This window comes from Streptococcus sp. D7B5, assembly GCF_029691405.1.
Taxonomy (GTDB): domain Bacteria; phylum Bacillota; class Bacilli; order Lactobacillales; family Streptococcaceae; genus Streptococcus.
Map to the genome: position 1 here is coordinate 230,072 of NZ_CP121467.1, position 19,968 is coordinate 250,039.

The window sequence follows — 19,968 nt, forward strand, 5'->3', positions numbered from 1 at the left end:
AGAGGTGACTATATGACAAAACGACTTCTAGTATTAGAAGATGGCACAGTTTTTGAAGGCAAGGCCTTCGGAGCAGATATTGATGTAACAGGTGAAATCGTCTTTAATACAGGGATGACCGGCTATCAAGAATCCATTACAGACCAGTCTTATAATGGACAAATCTTGACTTTCACATACCCTTTGGTGGGAAACTATGGGATTAACCGTGATGACTACGAATCCATCAGTCCTACCTGTAAGGGAGTAGTAGTTTTTGAAGAAGCGCGTAGAGCCAGCAACTGGCGCAATCAAATGACCTTGGACGAATTCTTGAAAGCCAAGAAAATCCCTGGTATCTCAGGAATTGATACTCGTGCGCTTACAAAGATTATCCGTAAGCATGGTACTATGAGGGCAACCCTTACGCATGTTGGTGATACCATGGACCATATTGCAGACCAGCTCCAAGCAACAGTCTTGCCGACAGATAATATCAAGCAAGTCTCTACTAAGACAGCTTATCCTGCTCCTGGAGTTGGATTGAGTGTCGTTCTGGTAGACTTTGGTCTCAAACATTCCATTTTACGCGAACTTTCGAAACGGAACTGTAACGTGACTGTGGTTCCTTACACAACTACAGCAGAAGAAATTCTCCATCTCAACCCTGACGGCGTCATGTTGTCAAACGGTCCAGGAAACCCAGAAGATGTTCCCCAGGCCCTCGATATGATTCGTGGTGTGCAAGGGAAGATTCCAATCTTTGGTATCTGTATGGGGCACCAACTTTTTGCCATGGCAAATGGTGCCAAGACCTATAAGATGAAATTTGGTCACCGTGGATTTAACCACGCGGTCCGTGAAATCGCAACAGGACGAGTAGACTTTACTAGCCAGAACCATGGTTATGCGGTTAGCCGTGAGGATTTGCCAGAACACTTGATCATTACCCACGAAGAAATTAATGACAAGTCAGTTGAAGGTGTGCGTCACAGATACCAACCAGGTTTTTCTGTACAATTTCACCCAGACGCAGCTCCTGGGCCACACGACGCTAGCTATCTCTTTGACGAGTTTATCGAGATGATGGAAGCTTTTAAACCAGCCAACTAAGAACGAGTAAGACTCGTCGGAGAATTTATGGAATTGAACACGGACGGAAAGCTCGGAATTTAGAGAAACCAAGGAAGGATTGCTATCCTTGGTTTCCTAAAATTCAGTCGCTTTCTTATCGTCCTTTGTATCTTATTTAATGTCGCCCTGTGAGGCAACGAATAGAAAGGCAGGTCGTTTCTTTTAGTCGCTATCAGGCGAACTAAAAACTCCCTGCACTAGATTTTTTATCGAAAATGATCGTTTCTCTAAAAAATCGTCGGAGAATTTATTTAATGGCAACCTGAGAGTTGCCGAATAGAAAGGAGAAGGGTGGTCCGTATTTGCTGAACTGAATACGGGCTACGGACGGTGCTAAAAAGATAGTTATTCCTAGAACTGGTAGTTCTTCGTCATAACTCCTATTTTAGCTTTGTCCGCTTGACGCCCTTAATATCTTATAAATGCCTAAACGTACTGATATTCAAAAAATTATGGTGATTGGTTCTGGTCCGATTATTATTGGTCAGGCTGCTGAGTTTGACTACGCTGGGACCCAGGCCTGCTTGTCTTTGAAAGAGGAAGGTTATGAAGTTGTCTTGGTGAATTCAAATCCTGCAACCATCATGACGGACAAGGAGATTGCGGACAAGGTCTACATCGAACCGATTACACTCGAGTTTGTGACACGTATTCTCCGTAAGGAACGTCCAGATGCTTTGCTTCCAACTCTTGGTGGTCAAACAGGGCTCAATATGGCCATGGAATTGTCTAAAAATGGCATCCTAGATGAGCTTGGAGTAGAGCTTCTAGGTACTAAATTGTCTGCCATTGACCAAGCAGAGGACCGTGACCTCTTTAAGCAATTGATGGAAGAGCTTGAGCAGCCAATCCCTGAATCTGAAATTGTCAACACAGTGGAAGAAGCTGTTTCCTTTGCAGCATCAATCGGCTACCCTGTTATCGTTCGTCCAGCTTTCACACTTGGTGGTACTGGTGGTGGTATGTGTGCCAACGAGGAAGAATTGCGTGAAATCGCTGAAAATGGGTTGAAACTGTCACCTGTTACCCAATGTTTGATTGAACGTTCAATCGCAGGTTTCAAGGAAATCGAGTACGAAGTGATGCGCGACTCAGCTGACAATGCCCTCGTTGTTTGTAACATGGAAAACTTTGACCCAGTTGGGATTCACACAGGGGATTCTATCGTATTTGCTCCTGCACAAACCATGTCAGACTATGAAAACCAAATGCTCCGTGACGCGAGCTTGAGCATTATTCGTGCCCTCAAGATTGAAGGCGGCTGTAACGTTCAGCTGGCTCTTGATCCGCACAGCTTTAAGTACTATGTTATCGAAGTAAACCCTCGTGTATCGCGTTCGTCAGCTCTTGCTTCTAAGGCGACGGGTTATCCGATTGCCAAATTGGCTGCCAAGATTGCAGTTGGTTTAACCCTGGATGAGGTTATCAACCCAGTTACAGGTTCAACTTATGCCATGTTTGAGCCGGCTCTTGACTACGTCGTTGCTAAGATTCCACGTTTCCCATTTGACAAGTTTGAAAAAGGTGAGCGTCGTCTCGGAACTCAGATGAAAGCGACTGGGGAAGTCATGGCTATCGGTCGTAACATCGAGGAATCTCTTCTAAAAGCCTGTCGTTCACTTGAAATTGGGGTTCACCACAATGAAATGCCGGAGCTTGCAGCGGTTTCAGATGATGCCTTGATTGAAAAAGTTGTCAAGGCCCAAGATGATCGTCTCTTCTACGTATCAGAGGCTATTCGCCGTGGTTACACACCAGAAGAAATTGCTGAATTGACTAAGATTGATATCTTCTATCTGGATAAACTCTTGCACATCTTTGAAATTGAGCAAGAATTAGGTGCCCATCCACAAGATCTAGAAGTCTTGAAAATAGCTAAACTCAATGGATTTTCAGACCGTAAGATTGCTGAACTTTGGGAAACGACAGCTGAGCAAGTTCGCCAACTTCGCTTGGAAAACAAGATTGTCCCAGTTTACAAGATGGTTGATACTTGTGCGGCGGAGTTTGACTCTGAAACACCATATTTCTATTCTACCTATGGCTGGGAAAATGAATCTATCAGATCTGACAAGGAATCTGTCCTTGTCCTAGGTTCAGGTCCAATCCGTATCGGGCAAGGAGTTGAGTTTGACTACGCAACTGTTCACTCTGTTAAGGCGATTCAGGCTGCTGGTTATGAAGCCATCATCATGAACTCAAACCCAGAGACCGTTTCAACCGACTTCTCGGTATCAGACAAACTTTACTTTGAGCCATTAACATTCGAAGATGTTATGAATGTTATCGACTTGGAGCAGCCAAAAGGCGTTATCGTTCAGTTTGGTGGTCAAACAGCTATCAACCTTGCCGAGCCATTGGCAAAAGCAGGTGTGACCATCCTTGGTACCCAAGTCGCTGACTTAGACCGTGCCGAAGACCGTGACCTTTTTGAACAAGCCCTTAAAGACTTGGATATTCCACAGCCACCAGGACAAACAGCAACCAATGAAGAAGAAGCCGTGCTTGCTGCTCGCAAGATTGGTTTCCCAGTTCTCGTTCGTCCATCTTATGTCTTGGGTGGACGTGCTATGGAAATCGTTGAAAACGAAGAAGACCTTCGCTCTTATATGCGTACCGCTGTTAAGGCCAGTCCAGACCACCCAGTCCTTGTTGACTCTTACATCGTTGGGCAAGAGTGTGAAGTTGATGCCATCTCAGATGGGGAAAATGTTCTCATCCCTGGTATCATGGAGCATATCGAACGTGCTGGTGTCCACTCAGGTGACTCAATGGCCGTTTATCCACCACAAACCTTGTCGCAAAAGGTGCAAGAAACCATCGCAGACTACACCAAACGTCTAGCAATTGGCCTTAATTGTCTTGGGATGATGAACATCCAGTTTGTCATCAAGGATGAAAAAGTCTACGTTATTGAGGTCAATCCACGTGCCAGCCGTACGGTGCCATTCCTTTCTAAGGTAACCAATATCCCTATGGCTCAGGTAGCAACTAAGCTCATTCTTGGTCAAAGTCTTGAAGAACTTGGCTACCAAGATGGACTTTATCCAGAAAGTACTCGCGTTCATATCAAGGCGCCTGTCTTCTCCTTTACGAAACTAGCTAAAGTAGACAGCTTACTCGGGCCTGAAATGAAGTCAACAGGGGAAGTTATGGGTTCTGATACTACTTTGGAAAAAGCTCTCTACAAGGCCTTTGAAGCTTCTTATCTTCACTTGCCAACCTTTGGAAATGTTGTCTTTACTATCGCAGATGATGCCAAGGAAGAAGCTTTGGATTTGGCTCGTCGTTTCCAAAATATTGGTTATGGTATCCTTGCGACTCAAGGAACAGCAGCTTTCTTTGCTAGTCATGGACTTCAAGCACAACCTGTTGGTAAGATTGGTGATGATGAACAGGATATCCCAAGCTATGTTCGTAAAGGGAAAATCCAAGCTATCATCAACACAGTTGGTACTAAGCGAACTGCTGATGAAGATGGTGAACAAATCCGCCGTTCAGCTATCGAACATGGTGTACCACTCTTTACAGCCCTAGATACAGCTAATGCCATGCTTAAGGTACTTGAAAGCCGTAGCTTCGTTACAGAAGCAATTTAGTTTCTTGTTAAATGATCTAAGTAGCTTTTATCCAGCGTCAAAAGACGCTGGTTTTTCCTCTTTTATAGAGAAATCGAGTTAGAAATAATAGTTACAGTTCACTATTAAATGTCAAAGTTTATCAATAGATTTATCATTATCGTTAATGAGTAGACTTATTCTGACTTTCCCTAAAATTTTGTTGAATTTTCTTAAGTTTTTATCATATTTTTTATAATTAAGGTGCCTTAAGAAAAATAATGAAAAAACTAAATGTTTTTCATATAGTTTTCATTTTTTGTGTTATAATTAAGGTGCCTTAAGAAAAATATTAAGGAGCCTTAAGAAAAATATTAAGGTGCCTTAAGAAAAATAATGAAAAAACTAAATGTTTTTCATATAGTTTTCATTGTTTTAATAGTTTAAAGTCAATCTTATTTTTCTCTAATAGAAAATAATGAAAAAGTAGGTTTAGAAAGAGGTAAGTATCTATGTCTTCTCATAAAAAAGTGTCACTCTCTGAGATTAATCAATCTATCGATACTCCAAATAACAACCATTTTTGGCAAAATCTAAAAGCATTTTTAGGACCTGGCGCTCTTGTAGCAGTTGGTTATATGGATCCTGGAAACTGGATTACTAGTGTGGTTGGTGGTGCTTCTTACAAGTATAGTCTCTTATTCGTCATTTTAATTTCATCCATCATCGCCATGCAGCTACAACAGATGGCTGGAAAGCTCGGTATCGTAACTAAGATGGACCTAGCACAGGCAACAGCTCATCATGCTCCCAAGTGGCTTCGCTATAGTTTGTGGGTGATTTTAGAATTAGCTTTAATGGCGACAGACTTGGCTGAGGTTCTAGGTTCAGCGATTGCCTTAAATCTTTTGTTTAAAATACCGATTATGGTCGCTATCCTCTTAACCGTTTTAGATGTATTTCTTTTGTTGTTGTTGATGAAATTTGGCTTCAAAAAAATTGAAGCCATTGTTACGACCCTAATTTTAACCATATTAGCCATCTTTACCTATCTGGTGGGCTTATCCAGTCCAAGTATTCAGGGTATTTTTGGTGGTTACTTACCAACTCCAACATTATTTGAAACACCATTGCCTGGTCATGAAAGCCAATTGACCCTGGCTCTAGGAATTGTGGGAGCGACAGTCATGCCCCATAATCTCTATCTTCATTCCTCTCTATCCCAGACAAGGAAAATCAATCACAAAGATAAGAAGGATGTTCGAAAAGCCGTGCGTTTTATGACCTGGGATTCAAATCTTCAGTTGTCCTTAGCCTTTATTGTCAATTCCTTACTTCTTATTTTAGGGGCCTCTCTCTTTTTTGGTCATGCATCTGAAATTTCGGCCTTTTCTCAAATGTACAATGCTTTACAGGATTCGACAATAGCAGGAGCGATAGCTAGCTCAACTCTGTCAACTTTGTTTGCTTTAGCCCTTTTAGCAAGTGGTCAAAATTCGACCATTACAGGTACTTTGACAGGACAGATTGTCATGGAAGGCTTCTTGCATCTGAAATTGCCTCAGTGGATTATCCGTATCGGTACCCGTATTTTTGCATTGCTTCCTGTGATTGTTGTTGCCGTTTTGTTTGGATATCAAGAAAAAACCTTGGATCAGTTATTGGTCTATTCACAGGTCTTTTTGTCAATTGCTCTTCCGTTTTCAATCTTCCCCTTAATTTATCTGACCTCTAAGAAGTCACTGATGGGAGAATTCACCAATGCCAAGTGGAACACAATCCTAGGTTACGCAGTTTCCATTATCTTAACCATTCTCAATATCAAACTTCTTTTTGATATTTTTTAACCTCGTTTGAAATCAATCATAGTGTCAGCGTGAAGCTTGACAAAGAGAAAGTAGTAGTGGTTGGTTCATAAAAATAAGTACAAAAAAAGAACAGTTGAAACTGTTCTTTTTATGATTATTTGAGACCGTATTTTTTGTTGAAACGATCCACACGTCCATCTGCTTGAGTGAACTTTTGACGTCCAGTGTAGAATGGGTGTGAGTCTGATGAAATTTCCACACGGATCAATGGGTAAGTTTCGCCTTCGAACTCAACAGTTTCGTTAGAGCGTTTTGTTGAACCGCTAAGGAATTTGTAACCAGTAGTTGTGTCCATGAAGACAACTGGGCGATATTCTGGATGGATATCTTTTTTCATTTTGCAATATTTCCTTTCTGCCATGGTCTCTTTGCGAGCCATAGATTGTTACCTTACTAGTCTATCAGATTCTGATAAGTTTGGCAAGTCTTTTCCCTGATTTTATTAAAAATCTTGATAAAAAATCACTCCAGTGTTTACTGGAGTGAGGGTAGAAGAATGATTAGTTCTCTTGATTTGGAGCTTTTTCTTCTTGTTGATTTTTTACTTCTGTTTCTTTTACTGGTTCTGCGTTTTCTTCTGCTGATTTAGCCTCTTTTTCAGTTTTAGTAGGTTCTGTTTCTGTTGATTCTGTTACAGTTTCAGCTTCAGCCTCTGTTTCTGTTGGTTCGGCTACTGGCTCAGCTTCTGTTTTTGTTTCAGATTCAGATTCAGTAGTTTCTTCTTTTACTGGTTCTGCGTTTTCTGCTGCTGATTCAGCTTCCACATTAGCTGGTTCCTTAGCTTCTTCTTTTTGCTCGGTTTCCTCTTTAGCTATCTCTGTTTTATCAGCTGTAGTTTCTTCTTTTTTACGTTCTTGAGATTCTTTTTTGATTTCTTCGACTGCAGTTTTAACGGTAGAGCTTGTTACACGTCCGACAGTTTGAGCAAAATCTTTACCAGATTCAGCTAATTCAGTAAATGACTCTTTTGTAATTTTACCACCTGACATTGCCAAGAGACCAGTTACAACTAGTGCAATGCTAGCAAGAATGGCTAAAATCAAACCAAAGCCGATTGAAATGCCATATCCACCAAAGTTAGACATGTACTTATTTACATTAAAGAGACTATTTAGTGTAACGAGAGTTGCAATTGCACCCGCGACAATGACACCAATTGAGAACCCCTTAGACATTGCTTTATTCATATTATTCAAGCACGCAAGAACAATAGACACAATAGCTGCGATAATGACAAACCAACCATCACCTTGGTAACCATTCACGCTATAGGACCCAAAAGAACCTGCATTTAAACTAGCCCATGGCAAGAGTGAACCAAGGATTGCTACTCCAGCAGAAATGAGGATAAACAAACGATTTTTTTCCATTATTAAGTCTCCTTTTATTCAGTTTGATTTATTATACCATAAACTGAGGTACAAAGAAACCGTATATTTTAAGAATCTAGCATATAAAAGGCCAAGAAAATTCTTTCTTAGCCTTGGTGAATCTGTAGAGCCTCTTTCAGTTCTTTGTATATTTGTTCGTTTTCTTCTAGATTATAGGAATTGGCGCCACTGGCTAATGGATGCCCTCCCCCGTCGTGTCGTTTGGCAATTTCATTGATAGGGGTGATTTTACTGCGCATACGCACACGGAAGTGACCATCAGCTTGTTCAACAAAGATAGCCCAAGCCTTAACAGTATCGATTCGGCCAGGTGCCCCAACAATCGCTGCTGTTTCAGCATCCGTAACCTTATATTTTTCCAAGATGTCTTGAGTAAGTAGAACGCGTGCAGCTCCATTCTCATCAACTTCTAAGTGATCATAAACATACCCTTGCAATTTTGCAATCTTGAAGCTCATGGTATCCATTTGACGAGACAATCCAGCAAAGTCAAAATCAACTTCTCGGAGCTGGCCAGCTATTCTAAAGGTACGGGCACTAGTTGACGGGTAGAGAAAGCGTCCCGTGTCCCCGACAATTCCTGCATAGAGAAGTCGTGCCGCTTCGCTAGACAAAGCCAGCTGATTTTCTTGAGCAAATAGAGCAATCATTTCACTAGCACTGCTTGAACTTGTATCCACCCAAGATAGGTCACCATAGATATCATCATTTGGATGGTGATCGATTTTGATGGTGAAAGCAGCTTGTTCGTAGCGTTTATCATCGATACGAGGACGATTTGCTGTATCACAAATAATAGCAAGAGCTTCGTGGTAGTCACTGTCTTGGACAGTATCCATTTCCGCCATCCATGTTAGAGTCGGTTCATTATAGCCGACAGCTTTGATGGTTTTTTCTGGAAAATGGTGTGTAAGAAGAGCTTTCAAACCTACCTGACTCCCTAAGGCATCAGGATCTGGTTTCATATGACGATGAATGATAATGGTATCGTATTCTTTGATTTTCTCTAAGATTTGCTGGCAAATTTCCATAAATAACCTCAATTCTTTCTCATTTCATTGTAGCACAAGAATTTTTATTTTTAAAATGAAAAAGATATGATATAATGGAGAAAGATAAATTGAGGAGGACGATATGGCATTAGCAAAAATTGTATTTGCCAGTATGACCGGTAATACCGAAGAAATTGCAGATATTGTAGCAGATAAATTGCGTGACCTGGGCTTGGATGTCGATGTTGATGAATGTACGACTGTTGACGCTTCAGACTTCTTGGAAGCGGATATCGCGATCGTTGCGACCTATACTTATGGCGATGGAGAATTGCCAGATGAGATGATGGACTTCTACGAAGACCTAGCTGATCTCAACTTGAATGGCAAAATCTACGGAGTCGTTGGTTCAGGAGACACCTTCTACGACGAATTCTGTAAGGCTGTCGATGATTTTGATCGCGTTTTTGTAGCGACAGGAGCGGAAAAAGGTTCAGAGTGTGTTAAAGTGGACCTCTCTGCCGAAGAAGAAGACATCGAACGCTTGGAACAATTCGCAGAAGAATTGGCTGCAAAAGTAGGATAAGAAACAAACTGCGCTGACTGGAAGGAGTCAGTGCAGTTTTTAGTAGTTAAACTAGATTTTACTAGCCTATTTGCTGGCTTTTTGATACAATAATTCAAATAAAGGAGGAGACTGTATGAACTTAGATATTATTCGGCAAGAAATTGATCAAATTGACGATCAAATTGTCAAGCTCCTAGAAGAACGGATGCAGTTGGTTGAGGGTGTAGTTGCCTATAAGAAAGCATCAGGAAAATCTATTTTAGATACTAAGAGAGAAGAAGTTATTTTTGATAAAGTCAGAAATCGAGTAGAAGATAAGCGTTATCAGGAGACTATTGTCGCGACTTTTTCAGACATTCTCAAACGTTCGCGTGATTATCAGGATCAAAACATCAAATGAAAAAAGAACAATTCTATCCGCTAGGGATTTTTTTAGCTGCTATGTCGGGTGGCCTTGTCCGCTATTTTTTATCTAGTCAGTTGCCAGTCAGTCCTGACTTTCCATGGGGAACCCTTCTTGTCAATTATCTGGGCATTTTCTGCCTGGTCTATCTGGTGAAAGGCTATCTGGTCTATAGGGGAACTAGTAAAGGCTTGGTTTTGGCGCTGGGGACGGGTTTTTGCGGAGGTTTAACAACCTTTTCTAGTCTACTCTTGGATGCTGTGAAATTGCTCGATACCGGGCGTTATCTTAGCTTAATCATCTATCTGCTTTTGAGTATTGGAGGAGGTCTGCTATTGGCTTATGTTCTAGGGAGGAAGAAATGGTAATCGTTTATCTTGCAATCGCCTGCGGGTTCGGAGCCCTGGTGCGTTATTTCTTTTCCCGCTATAATCAAGCTTCTAAATTGCCACTGGGTACTCTCATTGCCAATCTTCTAGGATGTTTTTTGATTGGCCTACTCTACAATCATGTGGAGTCCAAGGAAGTCTATGCCATCCTAGCGACAGGTTTTTGTGGAGGGTTAACGACCTTTTCAACCTTGAATGATGAGCTGCAAAGACTAATCAGTGACAAGAAGGTATTTTATAGCTATTTAGCCTCAACATACATAGGCGGTTTTCTAGCGATTTTTTTAGGAATTCTGCTATAAATTTCTTTACTTTTAGGTGGAAATTTGGTAAACTGTATCTTGTGTGTAATGGACGCACAAAAATACAGTTTATCCGCTGAGGAAGGTTCCTCAAGATTGACAAAGATAGGAGAATAAAATGAATCCATTAATCCAAAGCTTGACTGAAGGTCAACTTCGTACAGATATCCCATCATTCCGTCCTGGTGACACAGTTCGTGTACACGCGAAAGTTGTCGAAGGTAACCGTGAACGTATCCAGATTTTTGAAGGTGTTGTTATCGCACGTAAAGGTGCAGGCATCTCAGAAAACTACACAGTTCGTAAAATCTCTAACGGTGTAGGTGTTGAGCGTATCTTCCCAATCCACACTCCACGTGTTGAAAAGATCGAAGTTGTTCGTTACGGTAAAGTACGTCGTGCGAAATTGTACTACTTGCGTGCACTTCAAGGTAAGGCAGCTCGTATCAAAGAAATCCGTCGTTAATTCGACTAAAAAACTCTGCTTACCCAGCAGGGTTTTTCTCTAGCTCCCTTAGTTCAATGGATATAACAACTCCCTCCTAAGGAGTAGTTGCAGGTTCGATTCCTGCAGGGGGCATTTTTAGTAATGTAAAGAAAGATAAAGAACACTGGATAACCAGTGTTTTTTTGTTAGTTTTTAACTAGCAAACCCCTCATATCAAGCGCTTGTATGGTATAATAATGGAAAACGTTAACATTGATTTTTAAGGTAGTTCTATCATGTTAGAATACCAAATAAAAAAGATTATGAGTGCTCTACTAGTTTAGTCTGAAAGGGTTATTAGAAAAGGGAAAATACAAATGAAACCAACAAAACTACAATGGGAAGATGTTATCCAATTTGAAGAGGTAAAAGGTTACGGTCAGCATATCTGGAGAGATGGTAATCATCTTTATTATGTTGATGAGGAGGGAGGAATTGCCCCTCAGCGTGTTGTTTATAAATTACCAAATGAGCTGTTTGCCTTATTAGAAAGTGGAGAGAGATCGCTACTCGAAATATCTTGGAAGATTAAGCACGATCGTTGGCCACCGACGGAAGAAGAAAAGAAAACTAGTGAGAAACAATTTATATTAAAAGGCTTAACTCCTTTAATAGCTAATCCTAAGAGTTGGGAATTATTTACTCAGGAAGAGCTTGAAAGATTAATTCCGCTTGCTGAACAGAAATGGATTGACTGGAGAGGCAAACTTCCAGATGATTATGTATCACCACTCAAGTAAGGAAAGTATAAAATGAAACCAACAAAACTACAATGGGAAGATGTTATCCAATTTGAAGAAGTAAAAGGTTACGGTCAGCATATCTGGAAAGATGAGGACAAGTATTATTTAGTTTTAGAAGAGGGAACTGTAGCTTCTTGGTTAGTTGTCTATGAATTACCAAATGAGTTGTTTTCCTTATTAGAAAGTGGGGAAAGAACGCTACATGAAGTATCTTGGAAGGTTCAAAATGATCGTTGGCCTCCGACGGAAAAAGAAAAGAAAGCTAGTGAGAAACGATTTATAGAACAGAGTCCTACATCATTAATTGATTTACCTGAAGCTAGAGAGTTATTTACTCAGGAAGAGCTTGAAAGATTAATTCCACTTGCTGAGCAAATGTGGATTGACTGGAGAGGAAAACTTCCAGATGATTATGTATCACCACTTAAGTAAAGAAAGTATAAAATGAAACTGAATTCCAGATATTAGAGAGCTCTAATCCAGTTCACTGAAGCTATGAAAAAGCTTGTATCATTTGATTATGGTTAGAAAGGGAGTGGAAATGATAGAAAAGAGAAAACATTACAAAGAACTAGTTCATTTCGGAGAATTTAAGAACAAATTGACCTATTATGACTTTAAGACAAAGAAATTGTATTTTTCAATTTCAGAAAGAATTTCTAAGAATCAACAGTACGTTATTTTGTCTCTGGTATTGCTCGTTCTCCCTTTTATCAGATTTCTGAATGGATTGACAATCTTTAGTATACCTGCTCACAAGTATATTTATTTGATTTTATTCTCTTGTCTTTCCTTACTTTTCGGGAAATTGCTAGATGTCCATTTTAAGAAAGATTTGGATTTATATCCGGCTCTATTTACAGATTTGGAGTTCTTAGAATTCCTAGAAGTACTAAAGAAAAGTGGAGCTGTTGTTTCTTCTGTAATTCGTGGTAGCTTTATTAGTTTGTTAGTATCTTTAGTCGTCTTCCTGTTATATCCTAGTTTTTTGCCATTATTTTTCCACTCGATGCTTTTGTTTATTCTCTATTTGTGTTTAGCCAATAATTTGCACAAGCGAAAGAGGGTAATGGGGAGCTTGATAAGAAATGTGCGCACCAACTAGATCTTTTTTGCCTATGATAAAGAAGAATTAAAAAAGTAAAGAAAGTTGATTTATATGACAACAGAAATATTGCAATACAAAAATTGTACGGTATTAAAAAACAATAATGATTATGAGATTCTGTGGAGTAGAGGGAAAGAAGTGCTTAACTTTTCCATTAACCAGGAATTAGCAGAACGTGTTTCAAAATCAGACAAAGATTCTTTAGAAGTAATGTTTTATTGTGAACATCATCGTTGGCCAAAGGCAGATGAGTTAGAAGACTATAATCAAGCGGATACGATTGTACATAGAGGCAATGGATTTATTGTATATGAGACAGACGGCTATTACGAAATTAGCTTTTTTAAAGAAGTTGGAGGAGCTATGGGCCAAGAAGTATGCTACCCCATTACTAAGGAACTAATGGATAAAGCATTAGAATCTTCTAGGGGAGCATACGAAGTCATGGTTTATGCTGAAACAGGGCACTGGCCTTTATAGTAAAGTGGATGACATCATAAGAACAGCCCAAAAATAGGGAATAACTAATCAGTAGACATTTGGTAGATGGAAAAGGAGATGAGAATGAAAACAATTTATTTAAGCAAAAAAGATATGTTGGAAATCTGTCAAGATGGTGACAAGTATTTCTTGCGTTATCCAACTTTTAATATTACCATGCCAGAAGTAGTTCAAGAAATCCCCAAAGAAGCTGCAGATAGTTATATGTCGGGAGAACATACTGGTAAAGAGTTGATGAATTATGCAGATTATGGTTTTTGGAAATCTAAAAAACAGTATACACAAGATGAATCCGATAAGCTCTTCATCGAAGATCATCCTTCCTTTATTTTGAAAAATCCTGAAAATAGCCGTTGTCTGTTCACAGCAGAGGAATTTAGACAAATTGTCACCCAAGCCATTGTTTCAGAACTGGAACCTAGCGAACTTGATGCAATTGTTATAGTTGATAGTCATTTAGAGCTTCTTCTGGTGGATCCAGTTGGCTGGGAGGAAGAGATAGAAGCAGTCCATCTGGAAATTCTGCAAGAAAAAATTAACAATTACATTCACTTCCTCGAAAGTAAGAAGTATGTAGAGCGATATGGTGATAAGTTTGACAAAAAAGTCATCCATATCACATTCCAGTACTCTCCATCTGATAACGGATTGGCCTTTCTTGCGGCGGTTCAGAAGGTGTTACAACCCACAGATATGAGTTTGAAGGTGGAATTGCCGGAGTAAAGAGGGAGCGGAAACGCTCTCTTTTTGTGGTATAATGAGACTATATTTATAAAAAGATTATTTAGCATTTCTAAATAGCGAACTACTTATGCCTACGATTGACATAACGGGGCATTCTTACGATGAGCTTCTATCTGCGATTGAACGTCAAGGCTATTATGAAATCAAAAATCCACGTGTCTATAAGCCTGGCACTAATGAAACTGAGCAAGTTGAGGGGATTTTTAGAATTAATCAATGGAGTAACTAAATGAAAATATATGAATTACCAGAGTCTAAAGATTATCAATCTTTTATTAATTTTTATCGTAATGTGATGGAAGAAGGGAAAGAGGAAGAAGCTTTTTTAGGTACAAATCCAAAATATCGTATATGGCAAAGGGACTCTTATGAACTTGATAGTACAGACATTGGAGTATTGATAGAATATTGCTTATTCCCTCTGTATGCAGAAGGTGATAGGGAGATAGCGCGCAGAACCTTTGAAATCTTGAAAGATTTTAGCTTATCTAATGATCTAATGAAATTAAAGAAGGTCACTCAATATATTTCTAATCAAAAATGGTTTGTAACGAATTATTATGATATTCCCTTTGTTATTGAAACAGATGAATTGGTAAGAAATATTATAGAAAGCACTTCCCACCTATCAGATGATCAAAAACGAACGTATACCTATGAAGGGTTGTGTAATGTATTAGATCGTAATCCAGAATACAGGCAGTGTGATGAAGAAAAGGTAGAGAAGATTCTTAAGGAATTCAAAGAAAAATACTACAATCCACCAAAAGTAGTGAAAACCATTAAAACAGTTGAGAAAATTGAACTAGACGTTCCAAGTATCGATGCGATGGGTGTTTCAGGTGACCATCTAGAGTTGTTGTTGATTGATGAAAACAAATGGATAGAGTCATTAGAAGAGGAGCATCTCTTGAAACTTCAAGAAAAACTCAATAACTATATCTACTTCCTCGAAAGCAAGCAGTATGTAGAACGATACGGTGATAAGTTTGACAAAAAAATCATCCATATCACATTCCAGTATTCTCCATCAGACAACGGTCTAGCCTTCCTCGCAGCTGTTCAGAAAGTATTGCAACCCACAGATATGAGTTTGAAGGTAGAATTGCCTGAGGATGACACTTTACCAGAGAAGAAGAGCTCATTAGCAGATGTAAGTCATCCCAAACAAGAACAAGAAAAGGTATCTCAAGAGCGATATCTCCAGATTAAAAAAGAATATAAAATTCGCTTAGGATTAGTGATATTTCTATTTACTATATTTGCAATACTAAGCATAGTACTCATTTTTAATCTTTCTAGATTTATCCCACTTGCAGCAACAGCTATGGCAACAGTTGTGCCTTTTAATCATTTTCTGCTAGTTCCGCTATGGGAACAAAAAAAAGAGATAGAAGAGGAACATCCTGAATGGAAGAAACTGAGTACAAGTGGCGTCAAAGTTCCTTCGTCAGAATCGAGTAAAAGAACTTTGGCGTGTATAGGAACAGTTGTAGCCTTATTCTTCTCTTTTGCGATGCTCTACAGACCGGTTAAAGCGAATAAGCCAATACCTAGTATTGAGGAAATCAATAAGATACCAAAATTGGACCGCAAAACACCTAAAACATCAAGCTCTTCTAGTTCTGAAAGAGCTAACTCTTCAGATTCTAGAGCATCGTCTTCTACTGAAGAGAGCACGAAGGTAGAAAATTCAGGAACGGAATCTTCAAAAGATGAGACACATAACTATGATTTCCATCTTCCCGGAGTTGATGATGAGGAATTGCGTAGAGTCATTGATAGATCCAAAAAAGATTTTAGAGAGAACCATGCTAAAGAACAGACTACAGAATAGATAGATATAAAAGTAGAATTACTAGCTTAATTGAGGGAGCGAAAACCGCTCTCTTTTTGTGGTATAATGGAATATGTGGAGGGTTAGTATGCGTAAAGAATTTCTAGTTTATCAAAATAAAGTATACTCTAATTTTGTGAATTATATAAATGATTATATTCTTCTTTCAAAAGATCCAGCAATGTTGAAAGAAGGCTACGTTCCCTATAGTTCCTATGTAGATGATGCCGGAGAAGGCGTATACGGAAAGCTTGTGCCTTATAGTGAGGTTAGTCAGAGGTATTCGGTTTATGATCGTGTCCTATATAAAGGTCAGGAATTTACAATGGCTGGTCACAAGCATGGGGATGATGATTTTACAGCACCCGATTCTTATGTGCGACTCCTGGTTTTTGATAAAGAATTTCTAATTGAAAACAATTTAGCTGATGATGCGGAATTATTGGATGAGAAATATGGCCAGACCATGTATGCATCAGGAAAAATCCCTGTCAGCGAAGTAACGATTCTACGTCGTAGAAAGGATTTGCCAGTAGACCGAAGGAGAAAAATATGAAATCAGTTATTTTTACAATAAAAAGCAACCAATCACTAAGAATTGGTGAGGTGCTTCAAGCAGAACTCTTTGAATGTTACAGCGTTTCCGCTAAGGATGCAGGATTAAAGCCATCTGCAGACTCTCTTATTTCGAATTTCCATTCTGTTCAGTTTGGGGTCAAAGAGAAGTCTAGTTTAGGGTTCCGTCTATCTTTTGATGGTCAAGCTTATCAGGTATCTGTTCCAGATTTGGCGACAGCTTCTGACTGGACTGGGGCCTTGATGTTCTTGAAAACCTTGCTCATTCTCTTAGATGTAACTGTATGTGAACATGATGGTGTGGCGTATGATAAAGATTCTATTATAGAATTTCATTTCACAGATATTTTCTTATCAGCTCTTTCAGAATTGACTAAGGAAGTAAAAGTCCATCCCATCGTGGAAATTATGGGAGTGAAACGTCCTATTTACATCAATGAACTCTACCTAGGGCAGATTATCCATGTGCCGGACGAGCAACTCTTAAATAGTTATGACCAGCGTTTGCGCTTTACCCAACAGCTAAATGCATATTACTCTGAGCAGCAAGTTTTTAAAGTAGAGCAGGATGGTGAGGATATCATTATCCCTATCAATTATCTAAATAGTGAAGGACGAACAATCTTACCGGCTCAACCAGAGCTAGAACCTCAATATTTACAAGAGTATCGAGGAAGTAAGGTTGCAGTTGCACGACTATTTATCATGACAGCCGATGGGGAAAAACTAGCCGAGGTTCCTTATCGACAGTTCTTAGAGTCGTTGACCGAGGGTATCTATATGCTGGATGCCAAATACGTTCTTGTAGACCCAATTTCTCCTGAAATGTTGCAGAAGTTATCACAAAATTAACATTCTAAGAAACTTATTAGTCCGTTCATGAAAAGTTTACCATCTGATAGTTTTTTCAGATGGTTTTCTTTTTCCTTAAGTTCCCCATTTTATTTTTTCTGTATTTATTTTATGCTATAATAAGACAAAGTTTTAATACCATTATTCAACAATAGACTAAGTAAATACCCAGAAATAGGCAGAATAAACCAATGGAGTAACTAAATGAAAAAATTTGAAATACCAGAGCCTAAAGATTATCAAAATTTTGTAAAAGACTATCGTGAAATAATGAAGGAAGGGAAAGAAGCAGAAGCATTTCTTGGAGACGATATTAGGTATCGTTTTCAACAACGCAACTCAATGATAACAGAATACACTGATATTCAGGTGTTGATGGAATATTGTTTATTCCCTCTATATGTAGAAGGTGATAAAGATATAGAGAAAAGGACATTTGAGATATTAAAAGAGTTCTCTTTAAGTATTGATGAAAAGAAAATATGGCAAGTTACGGAATATTTATTGCTTCAAGATTTCATTCTGGCGGAATATAAACCCCTTCCTTTTGAAATTGATACAAGAAAATTAGTTCCTCTTATACTTGATACAATAGAAAAACTTCCTAACGAGTTAAAAACTAGTGGATATTATGCTCGATTAATTGGAAATATTAAATCAATTCCTTCTTTCAAGTATTATGAGGTGGAAAAGGTAGAGAAGATTCTCAAGGAATTCAAGGAAAAATACTACAATCCCCCTAAGGTAGTAGAAACCATTAAAACAGTTGAGGAAATTGTACTAGACGTTACGAGTATCGATGCGATGGGTGTTTCAGATGACCATCTAGAGTTGTTGTTGATTGATGAAAACAAATGGATAGAGTCATTAGAAGAAGAACATCTGTTGAAACTTCAAGAAAAACTAAATAACTACATCTACTTCCTCGAAAGCAAGCAGTATGTGGAGCGATATGGTGATAAGTTTGATAAAAAAGTCATCCATATCAGATTCCAGTATTCTCCATCAGACAACGGTCTAGCATTCCTCGCAGTGGTTCAGAAGGTGTTACAACCTACTGATATGAGCTTGAAGGTAGAATTACCGGAGTAATAAAAGGAGCGGAAACGATGCTAGCTATTTGTATAGATTCTATAGGTGACAAGTCAGGGACCTATAAGTTGTTAAGAAATTATTCATCCTTGCCTTTCTCTTTAATCCAATCCAGAATAAAAGATCATGACACGGTAATAGAAGTAGACATGTTAGATTTGGACGAATTGAAAAAGGTTAGAGCCCTCATCCATGAGTTGAGTGCCATTGGAACGAAGGTTACGATGAGAGATTCGACTGGTATTATCACCTTAGAATTTTTAAATAATATTATTTCTACCTTCGAAGAGATTGCGGCTGAAAGAGAAGAACTGGATGCTCTGATGTTTGAGGAGGAAGAGTGATTGTCACCTTTTCCAGTGAATCATACATTCCCAAGTTTGTTTTTAGTAATAAAAGGAAAATCAATGAAAGATAATAAAAATTTATTGCGCTTCCTACAGGAGTTGATAGACGATCTTGTAGATCGTATCAGTGAGAAAGAATATCAGGAGTTTGTCCTTGATTCCTTAAAACTTTCCAAACAGGAGCTTGATAAAGAGAGTGATTTTTGCCCAGATATTTTATATAATCGACTGGAAAATATAGACGAGCAGGATATCTTGACATTTCAGGTGTTGGATAAGAAAACCAATCCACTAGTATGGAACTGTATCGCTAATTTCTTTGTCCTAGTTTGTCACTATTCATATATTGCTTCGGAAGAAATCTACCTACCACAAACGATTGAAAGTGTTGACGAGGACATACTTGAGGTTCTTTCTTTAAATTACAAACAAATCCTAGCTGAAAATAGGGAACTTATTTCACAAATAACTGGACCAGAAATAGAAGGATACTTAAAGGATGAGCTCGTTAAAAACTACTTTGGTTCACTATTTTTATCTGATGAGAATGAATAGGCTATTCGTTCAAGTATAGATCAGGAGAGGATATGCTTACGAATTATTTTATGTTGATTTTTGCTGAGGCAATTGCAAATCGTATGGAAACACAATACACTTCTCACATTCGAACCGCCTTGGATGCATGTTGGAGTTTTTTGGAGAATAGAAATAAAAAGGGAGAGGAACTTTATCGCCTTTTAGATGATGGGACAGACTTCAGCGGAATATTTATCTACATGCAATTAGATGAAAATGAAGCGAATGGTCTCTTGTGGGACAACATTAGTTATGCAATAGGTGTGACTGCTAAAGAAGCTTTTGAGTTTGAAAATAAGAAAGAGCTTCCTTCTCCCTTAGAGAACATTGAACCAGAACTACTTGATGTCTTTATTGATAATATAAAAGAAATCAGCATGGATCTTTATCATCACGTCGAAACAGTAAAAATTTTCATCAATAGAAATCCATACTCATCAAGAGAATCTGCCCTAAAAAAACTAGATAAAATGGGCTTACTTAGATGATTTGATTGGAAGATTTGGCGAAAAATCAAAAAGA

At 38.8% G+C, this 19,968-nt stretch carries 22 protein-coding genes, 1 tRNA gene and 1 pseudogene; 21 read left to right on the forward strand and 3 right to left on the reverse strand.

Features of this window, described 5'->3' with window-relative positions; all coding sequences use genetic code 11:
* The first annotated feature begins 12 nt into the window (after positions 1 to 12).
* The 3 genes from P8P68_RS01080 to P8P68_RS01090 all read left to right on the forward strand — a co-directional run bounded on the left by P8P68_RS01080 (position 13) and on the right by P8P68_RS01090 (position 6,517).
* Positions 13 to 1,092: a carbamoyl phosphate synthase small subunit gene (locus P8P68_RS01080; RefSeq protein WP_070838192.1), complete on the forward strand. Its 1,080-nt coding sequence runs from the start codon at positions 13 to 15 to the stop codon at positions 1,090 to 1,092.
* Between the two features lie 443 nt (positions 1,093 to 1,535).
* On the forward strand, positions 1,536 to 4,712 hold the full coding sequence (gene carB, locus P8P68_RS01085) for a carbamoyl-phosphate synthase large subunit (RefSeq protein ID WP_278276009.1): 3,177 nt from the start codon (positions 1,536 to 1,538) through the stop codon (positions 4,710 to 4,712).
* A 470-nt stretch (positions 4,713 to 5,182) separates the two neighbouring features.
* The gene (locus P8P68_RS01090; RefSeq protein WP_000094594.1) at positions 5,183 to 6,517 is read left to right on the forward strand and encodes an Nramp family divalent metal transporter; all 1,335 of its coding nucleotides are present in this window, start codon (positions 5,183 to 5,185) and stop codon (positions 6,515 to 6,517) included.
* Between the two features lie 115 nt (positions 6,518 to 6,632).
* Here the strand turns inward: P8P68_RS01090 and P8P68_RS01095 are convergent, their stop codons facing one another.
* The 3 genes from P8P68_RS01095 to P8P68_RS01105 form a co-directional block, all read right to left on the reverse strand.
* Positions 6,633 to 6,875: a type B 50S ribosomal protein L31 gene (locus P8P68_RS01095; RefSeq protein WP_000710762.1), complete on the reverse strand. Its 243-nt coding sequence runs from the start codon at positions 6,873 to 6,875 to the stop codon at positions 6,633 to 6,635.
* Between the two features lie 163 nt (positions 6,876 to 7,038).
* On the reverse strand, positions 7,039 to 7,908 hold the full coding sequence (locus P8P68_RS01100; protein ID WP_181186991.1) for a lantibiotic ABC transporter permease: 870 nt from the start codon (positions 7,906 to 7,908) through the stop codon (positions 7,039 to 7,041).
* Positions 7,909 to 8,015: 107 nt separating this feature from the next.
* A complete protein-coding gene (locus P8P68_RS01105; RefSeq protein WP_084917864.1) occupies positions 8,016 to 8,960 on the reverse strand; it encodes a bifunctional oligoribonuclease/PAP phosphatase NrnA in 945 nt (314 codons plus the stop codon).
* A 103-nt stretch (positions 8,961 to 9,063) separates the two neighbouring features.
* Between P8P68_RS01105 and P8P68_RS01110 the strand changes: the two genes are divergently transcribed.
* From P8P68_RS01110 to P8P68_RS01200, 18 genes and pseudogenes are all read left to right on the forward strand, one after another.
* Positions 9,064 to 9,507 carry a flavodoxin gene (locus tag P8P68_RS01110; protein ID WP_001162125.1) on the forward strand — a complete coding sequence of 148 codons (444 nt, stop codon included), beginning with the start codon at positions 9,064 to 9,066 and terminating at the stop codon, positions 9,505 to 9,507.
* Between the two features lie 115 nt (positions 9,508 to 9,622).
* Positions 9,623 to 9,889, forward strand: coding sequence for a chorismate mutase (locus tag P8P68_RS01115; protein WP_001046957.1), 267 nt, complete (start codon positions 9,623 to 9,625; stop codon positions 9,887 to 9,889).
* The gene (gene crcB, locus P8P68_RS01120) at positions 9,886 to 10,260 is read left to right on the forward strand and encodes a fluoride efflux transporter CrcB (RefSeq protein ID WP_044021006.1); all 375 of its coding nucleotides are present in this window, start codon (positions 9,886 to 9,888) and stop codon (positions 10,258 to 10,260) included. Before P8P68_RS01115 ends, crcB (P8P68_RS01120) begins: the two co-directional genes overlap by 4 nt.
* Positions 10,254 to 10,583 (forward strand): fluoride efflux transporter CrcB, encoded by a 330-nt coding sequence (gene crcB, locus P8P68_RS01125; protein ID WP_000237394.1) that lies wholly within the window; start codon positions 10,254 to 10,256, stop codon positions 10,581 to 10,583. Before crcB (P8P68_RS01120) ends, crcB (P8P68_RS01125) begins: the two co-directional genes overlap by 7 nt.
* A gap of 118 nt (positions 10,584 to 10,701) precedes the next feature.
* Positions 10,702 to 11,049 (forward strand): 50S ribosomal protein L19, encoded by a 348-nt coding sequence (gene rplS / locus P8P68_RS01130; RefSeq protein WP_001068669.1) that lies wholly within the window; start codon positions 10,702 to 10,704, stop codon positions 11,047 to 11,049.
* A 42-nt stretch (positions 11,050 to 11,091) separates the two neighbouring features.
* Positions 11,092 to 11,163 (forward strand) — tRNA-Arg (locus tag P8P68_RS01135).
* 224 nt (positions 11,164 to 11,387) lie between these two features.
* On the forward strand, positions 11,388 to 11,810 hold the full coding sequence (locus tag P8P68_RS01140) for a hypothetical protein (RefSeq protein WP_084917862.1): 423 nt from the start codon (positions 11,388 to 11,390) through the stop codon (positions 11,808 to 11,810).
* Positions 11,811 to 11,822: 12 nt separating this feature from the next.
* Positions 11,823 to 12,245, forward strand: coding sequence for a hypothetical protein (locus P8P68_RS01145; protein WP_070837460.1), 423 nt, complete (start codon positions 11,823 to 11,825; stop codon positions 12,243 to 12,245).
* 727 nt (positions 12,246 to 12,972) lie between these two features.
* Entirely contained in the window at positions 12,973 to 13,401 is a 429-nt protein-coding gene (locus P8P68_RS01150) for a hypothetical protein (RefSeq protein ID WP_084917859.1), read from the forward strand.
* A gap of 84 nt (positions 13,402 to 13,485) precedes the next feature.
* The gene (locus P8P68_RS01155) at positions 13,486 to 14,145 is read left to right on the forward strand and encodes a DUF6572 domain-containing protein (RefSeq protein WP_084917857.1); all 660 of its coding nucleotides are present in this window, start codon (positions 13,486 to 13,488) and stop codon (positions 14,143 to 14,145) included.
* Between the two features lie 88 nt (positions 14,146 to 14,233).
* A complete protein-coding gene (locus P8P68_RS01160) occupies positions 14,234 to 14,395 on the forward strand; it encodes a hypothetical protein (protein ID WP_181186990.1) in 162 nt (53 codons plus the stop codon).
* Positions 14,396 to 15,280 (forward strand): annotated as a pseudogene (locus tag P8P68_RS01165) (NAD glycohydrolase inhibitor); the annotation flags it as partial. It abuts the gene before it with no gap.
* Positions 15,281 to 16,091: 811 nt separating this feature from the next.
* Positions 16,092 to 16,559: a hypothetical protein gene (locus P8P68_RS01175; protein ID WP_084917855.1), complete on the forward strand. Its 468-nt coding sequence runs from the start codon at positions 16,092 to 16,094 to the stop codon at positions 16,557 to 16,559.
* Positions 16,556 to 17,431 (forward strand): DUF4299 family protein, encoded by an 876-nt coding sequence (locus tag P8P68_RS01180; protein ID WP_181186989.1) that lies wholly within the window; start codon positions 16,556 to 16,558, stop codon positions 17,429 to 17,431. The genes P8P68_RS01175 and P8P68_RS01180 overlap by 4 nt, the downstream gene beginning before the upstream one ends.
* Before the next feature lie 204 nt (positions 17,432 to 17,635).
* Positions 17,636 to 18,523, forward strand: a complete 888-nt coding sequence (locus tag P8P68_RS01185) for an NAD glycohydrolase inhibitor (protein ID WP_084917853.1) — start codon at positions 17,636 to 17,638, stop codon at positions 18,521 to 18,523.
* A 149-nt stretch (positions 18,524 to 18,672) separates the two neighbouring features.
* Positions 18,673 to 18,867 (forward strand): hypothetical protein, encoded by a 195-nt coding sequence (locus tag P8P68_RS01190; RefSeq protein ID WP_255201993.1) that lies wholly within the window; start codon positions 18,673 to 18,675, stop codon positions 18,865 to 18,867.
* A gap of 63 nt (positions 18,868 to 18,930) precedes the next feature.
* The gene (locus tag P8P68_RS01195; RefSeq protein ID WP_278276010.1) at positions 18,931 to 19,425 is read left to right on the forward strand and encodes an Imm6 family immunity protein; all 495 of its coding nucleotides are present in this window, start codon (positions 18,931 to 18,933) and stop codon (positions 19,423 to 19,425) included.
* A gap of 32 nt (positions 19,426 to 19,457) precedes the next feature.
* Positions 19,458 to 19,934 (forward strand): Imm6 family immunity protein, encoded by a 477-nt coding sequence (locus P8P68_RS01200; protein ID WP_084917847.1) that lies wholly within the window; start codon positions 19,458 to 19,460, stop codon positions 19,932 to 19,934.
* Positions 19,935 to 19,968: the final 34 nt, after the last annotated feature.

What these genes read in the sequence shown, in the direction of transcription:
- P8P68_RS01080 (WP_070838192.1), top strand. Translation starts at nt 13, where the DNA reads ATGACAAAACGACTTCTAGTATTAGAAGATGGCACAGTTTTTGAAGGC.
- carB (WP_278276009.1), top strand. Translation starts at nt 1,536, where the DNA reads ATGCCTAAACGTACTGATATTCAAAAAATTATGGTGATTGGTTCTGGT.
- P8P68_RS01090 (WP_000094594.1), top strand. Translation starts at nt 5,183, where the DNA reads ATGTCTTCTCATAAAAAAGTGTCACTCTCTGAGATTAATCAATCTATC.
- P8P68_RS01095 (WP_000710762.1), bottom strand. Translation starts at nt 6,875, where the DNA reads ATGAAAAAAGATATCCATCCAGAATATCGCCCAGTTGTCTTCATGGAC.
- P8P68_RS01100 (WP_181186991.1), bottom strand. Translation starts at nt 7,908, where the DNA reads ATGGAAAAAAATCGTTTGTTTATCCTCATTTCTGCTGGAGTAGCAATC.
- P8P68_RS01105 (WP_084917864.1), bottom strand. Translation starts at nt 8,960, where the DNA reads ATGGAAATTTGCCAGCAAATCTTAGAGAAAATCAAAGAATACGATACC.
- P8P68_RS01110 (WP_001162125.1), top strand. Translation starts at nt 9,064, where the DNA reads ATGGCATTAGCAAAAATTGTATTTGCCAGTATGACCGGTAATACCGAA.
- P8P68_RS01115 (WP_001046957.1), top strand. Translation starts at nt 9,623, where the DNA reads ATGAACTTAGATATTATTCGGCAAGAAATTGATCAAATTGACGATCAA.
- crcB (WP_044021006.1), top strand. Translation starts at nt 9,886, where the DNA reads ATGAAAAAAGAACAATTCTATCCGCTAGGGATTTTTTTAGCTGCTATG.
- crcB (WP_000237394.1), top strand. Translation starts at nt 10,254, where the DNA reads ATGGTAATCGTTTATCTTGCAATCGCCTGCGGGTTCGGAGCCCTGGTG.
- rplS (WP_001068669.1), top strand. Translation starts at nt 10,702, where the DNA reads ATGAATCCATTAATCCAAAGCTTGACTGAAGGTCAACTTCGTACAGAT.
- P8P68_RS01140 (WP_084917862.1), top strand. Translation starts at nt 11,388, where the DNA reads ATGAAACCAACAAAACTACAATGGGAAGATGTTATCCAATTTGAAGAG.
- P8P68_RS01145 (WP_070837460.1), top strand. Translation starts at nt 11,823, where the DNA reads ATGAAACCAACAAAACTACAATGGGAAGATGTTATCCAATTTGAAGAA.
- P8P68_RS01150 (WP_084917859.1), top strand. Translation starts at nt 12,973, where the DNA reads ATGACAACAGAAATATTGCAATACAAAAATTGTACGGTATTAAAAAAC.
- P8P68_RS01155 (WP_084917857.1), top strand. Translation starts at nt 13,486, where the DNA reads ATGAAAACAATTTATTTAAGCAAAAAAGATATGTTGGAAATCTGTCAA.
- P8P68_RS01160 (WP_181186990.1), top strand. Translation starts at nt 14,234, where the DNA reads ATGCCTACGATTGACATAACGGGGCATTCTTACGATGAGCTTCTATCT.
- P8P68_RS01175 (WP_084917855.1), top strand. Translation starts at nt 16,092, where the DNA reads ATGCGTAAAGAATTTCTAGTTTATCAAAATAAAGTATACTCTAATTTT.
- P8P68_RS01180 (WP_181186989.1), top strand. Translation starts at nt 16,556, where the DNA reads ATGAAATCAGTTATTTTTACAATAAAAAGCAACCAATCACTAAGAATT.
- P8P68_RS01185 (WP_084917853.1), top strand. Translation starts at nt 17,636, where the DNA reads ATGAAAAAATTTGAAATACCAGAGCCTAAAGATTATCAAAATTTTGTA.
- P8P68_RS01190 (WP_255201993.1), top strand. Translation starts at nt 18,673, where the DNA reads ATGTTAGATTTGGACGAATTGAAAAAGGTTAGAGCCCTCATCCATGAG.
- P8P68_RS01195 (WP_278276010.1), top strand. Translation starts at nt 18,931, where the DNA reads ATGAAAGATAATAAAAATTTATTGCGCTTCCTACAGGAGTTGATAGAC.
- P8P68_RS01200 (WP_084917847.1), top strand. Translation starts at nt 19,458, where the DNA reads ATGCTTACGAATTATTTTATGTTGATTTTTGCTGAGGCAATTGCAAAT.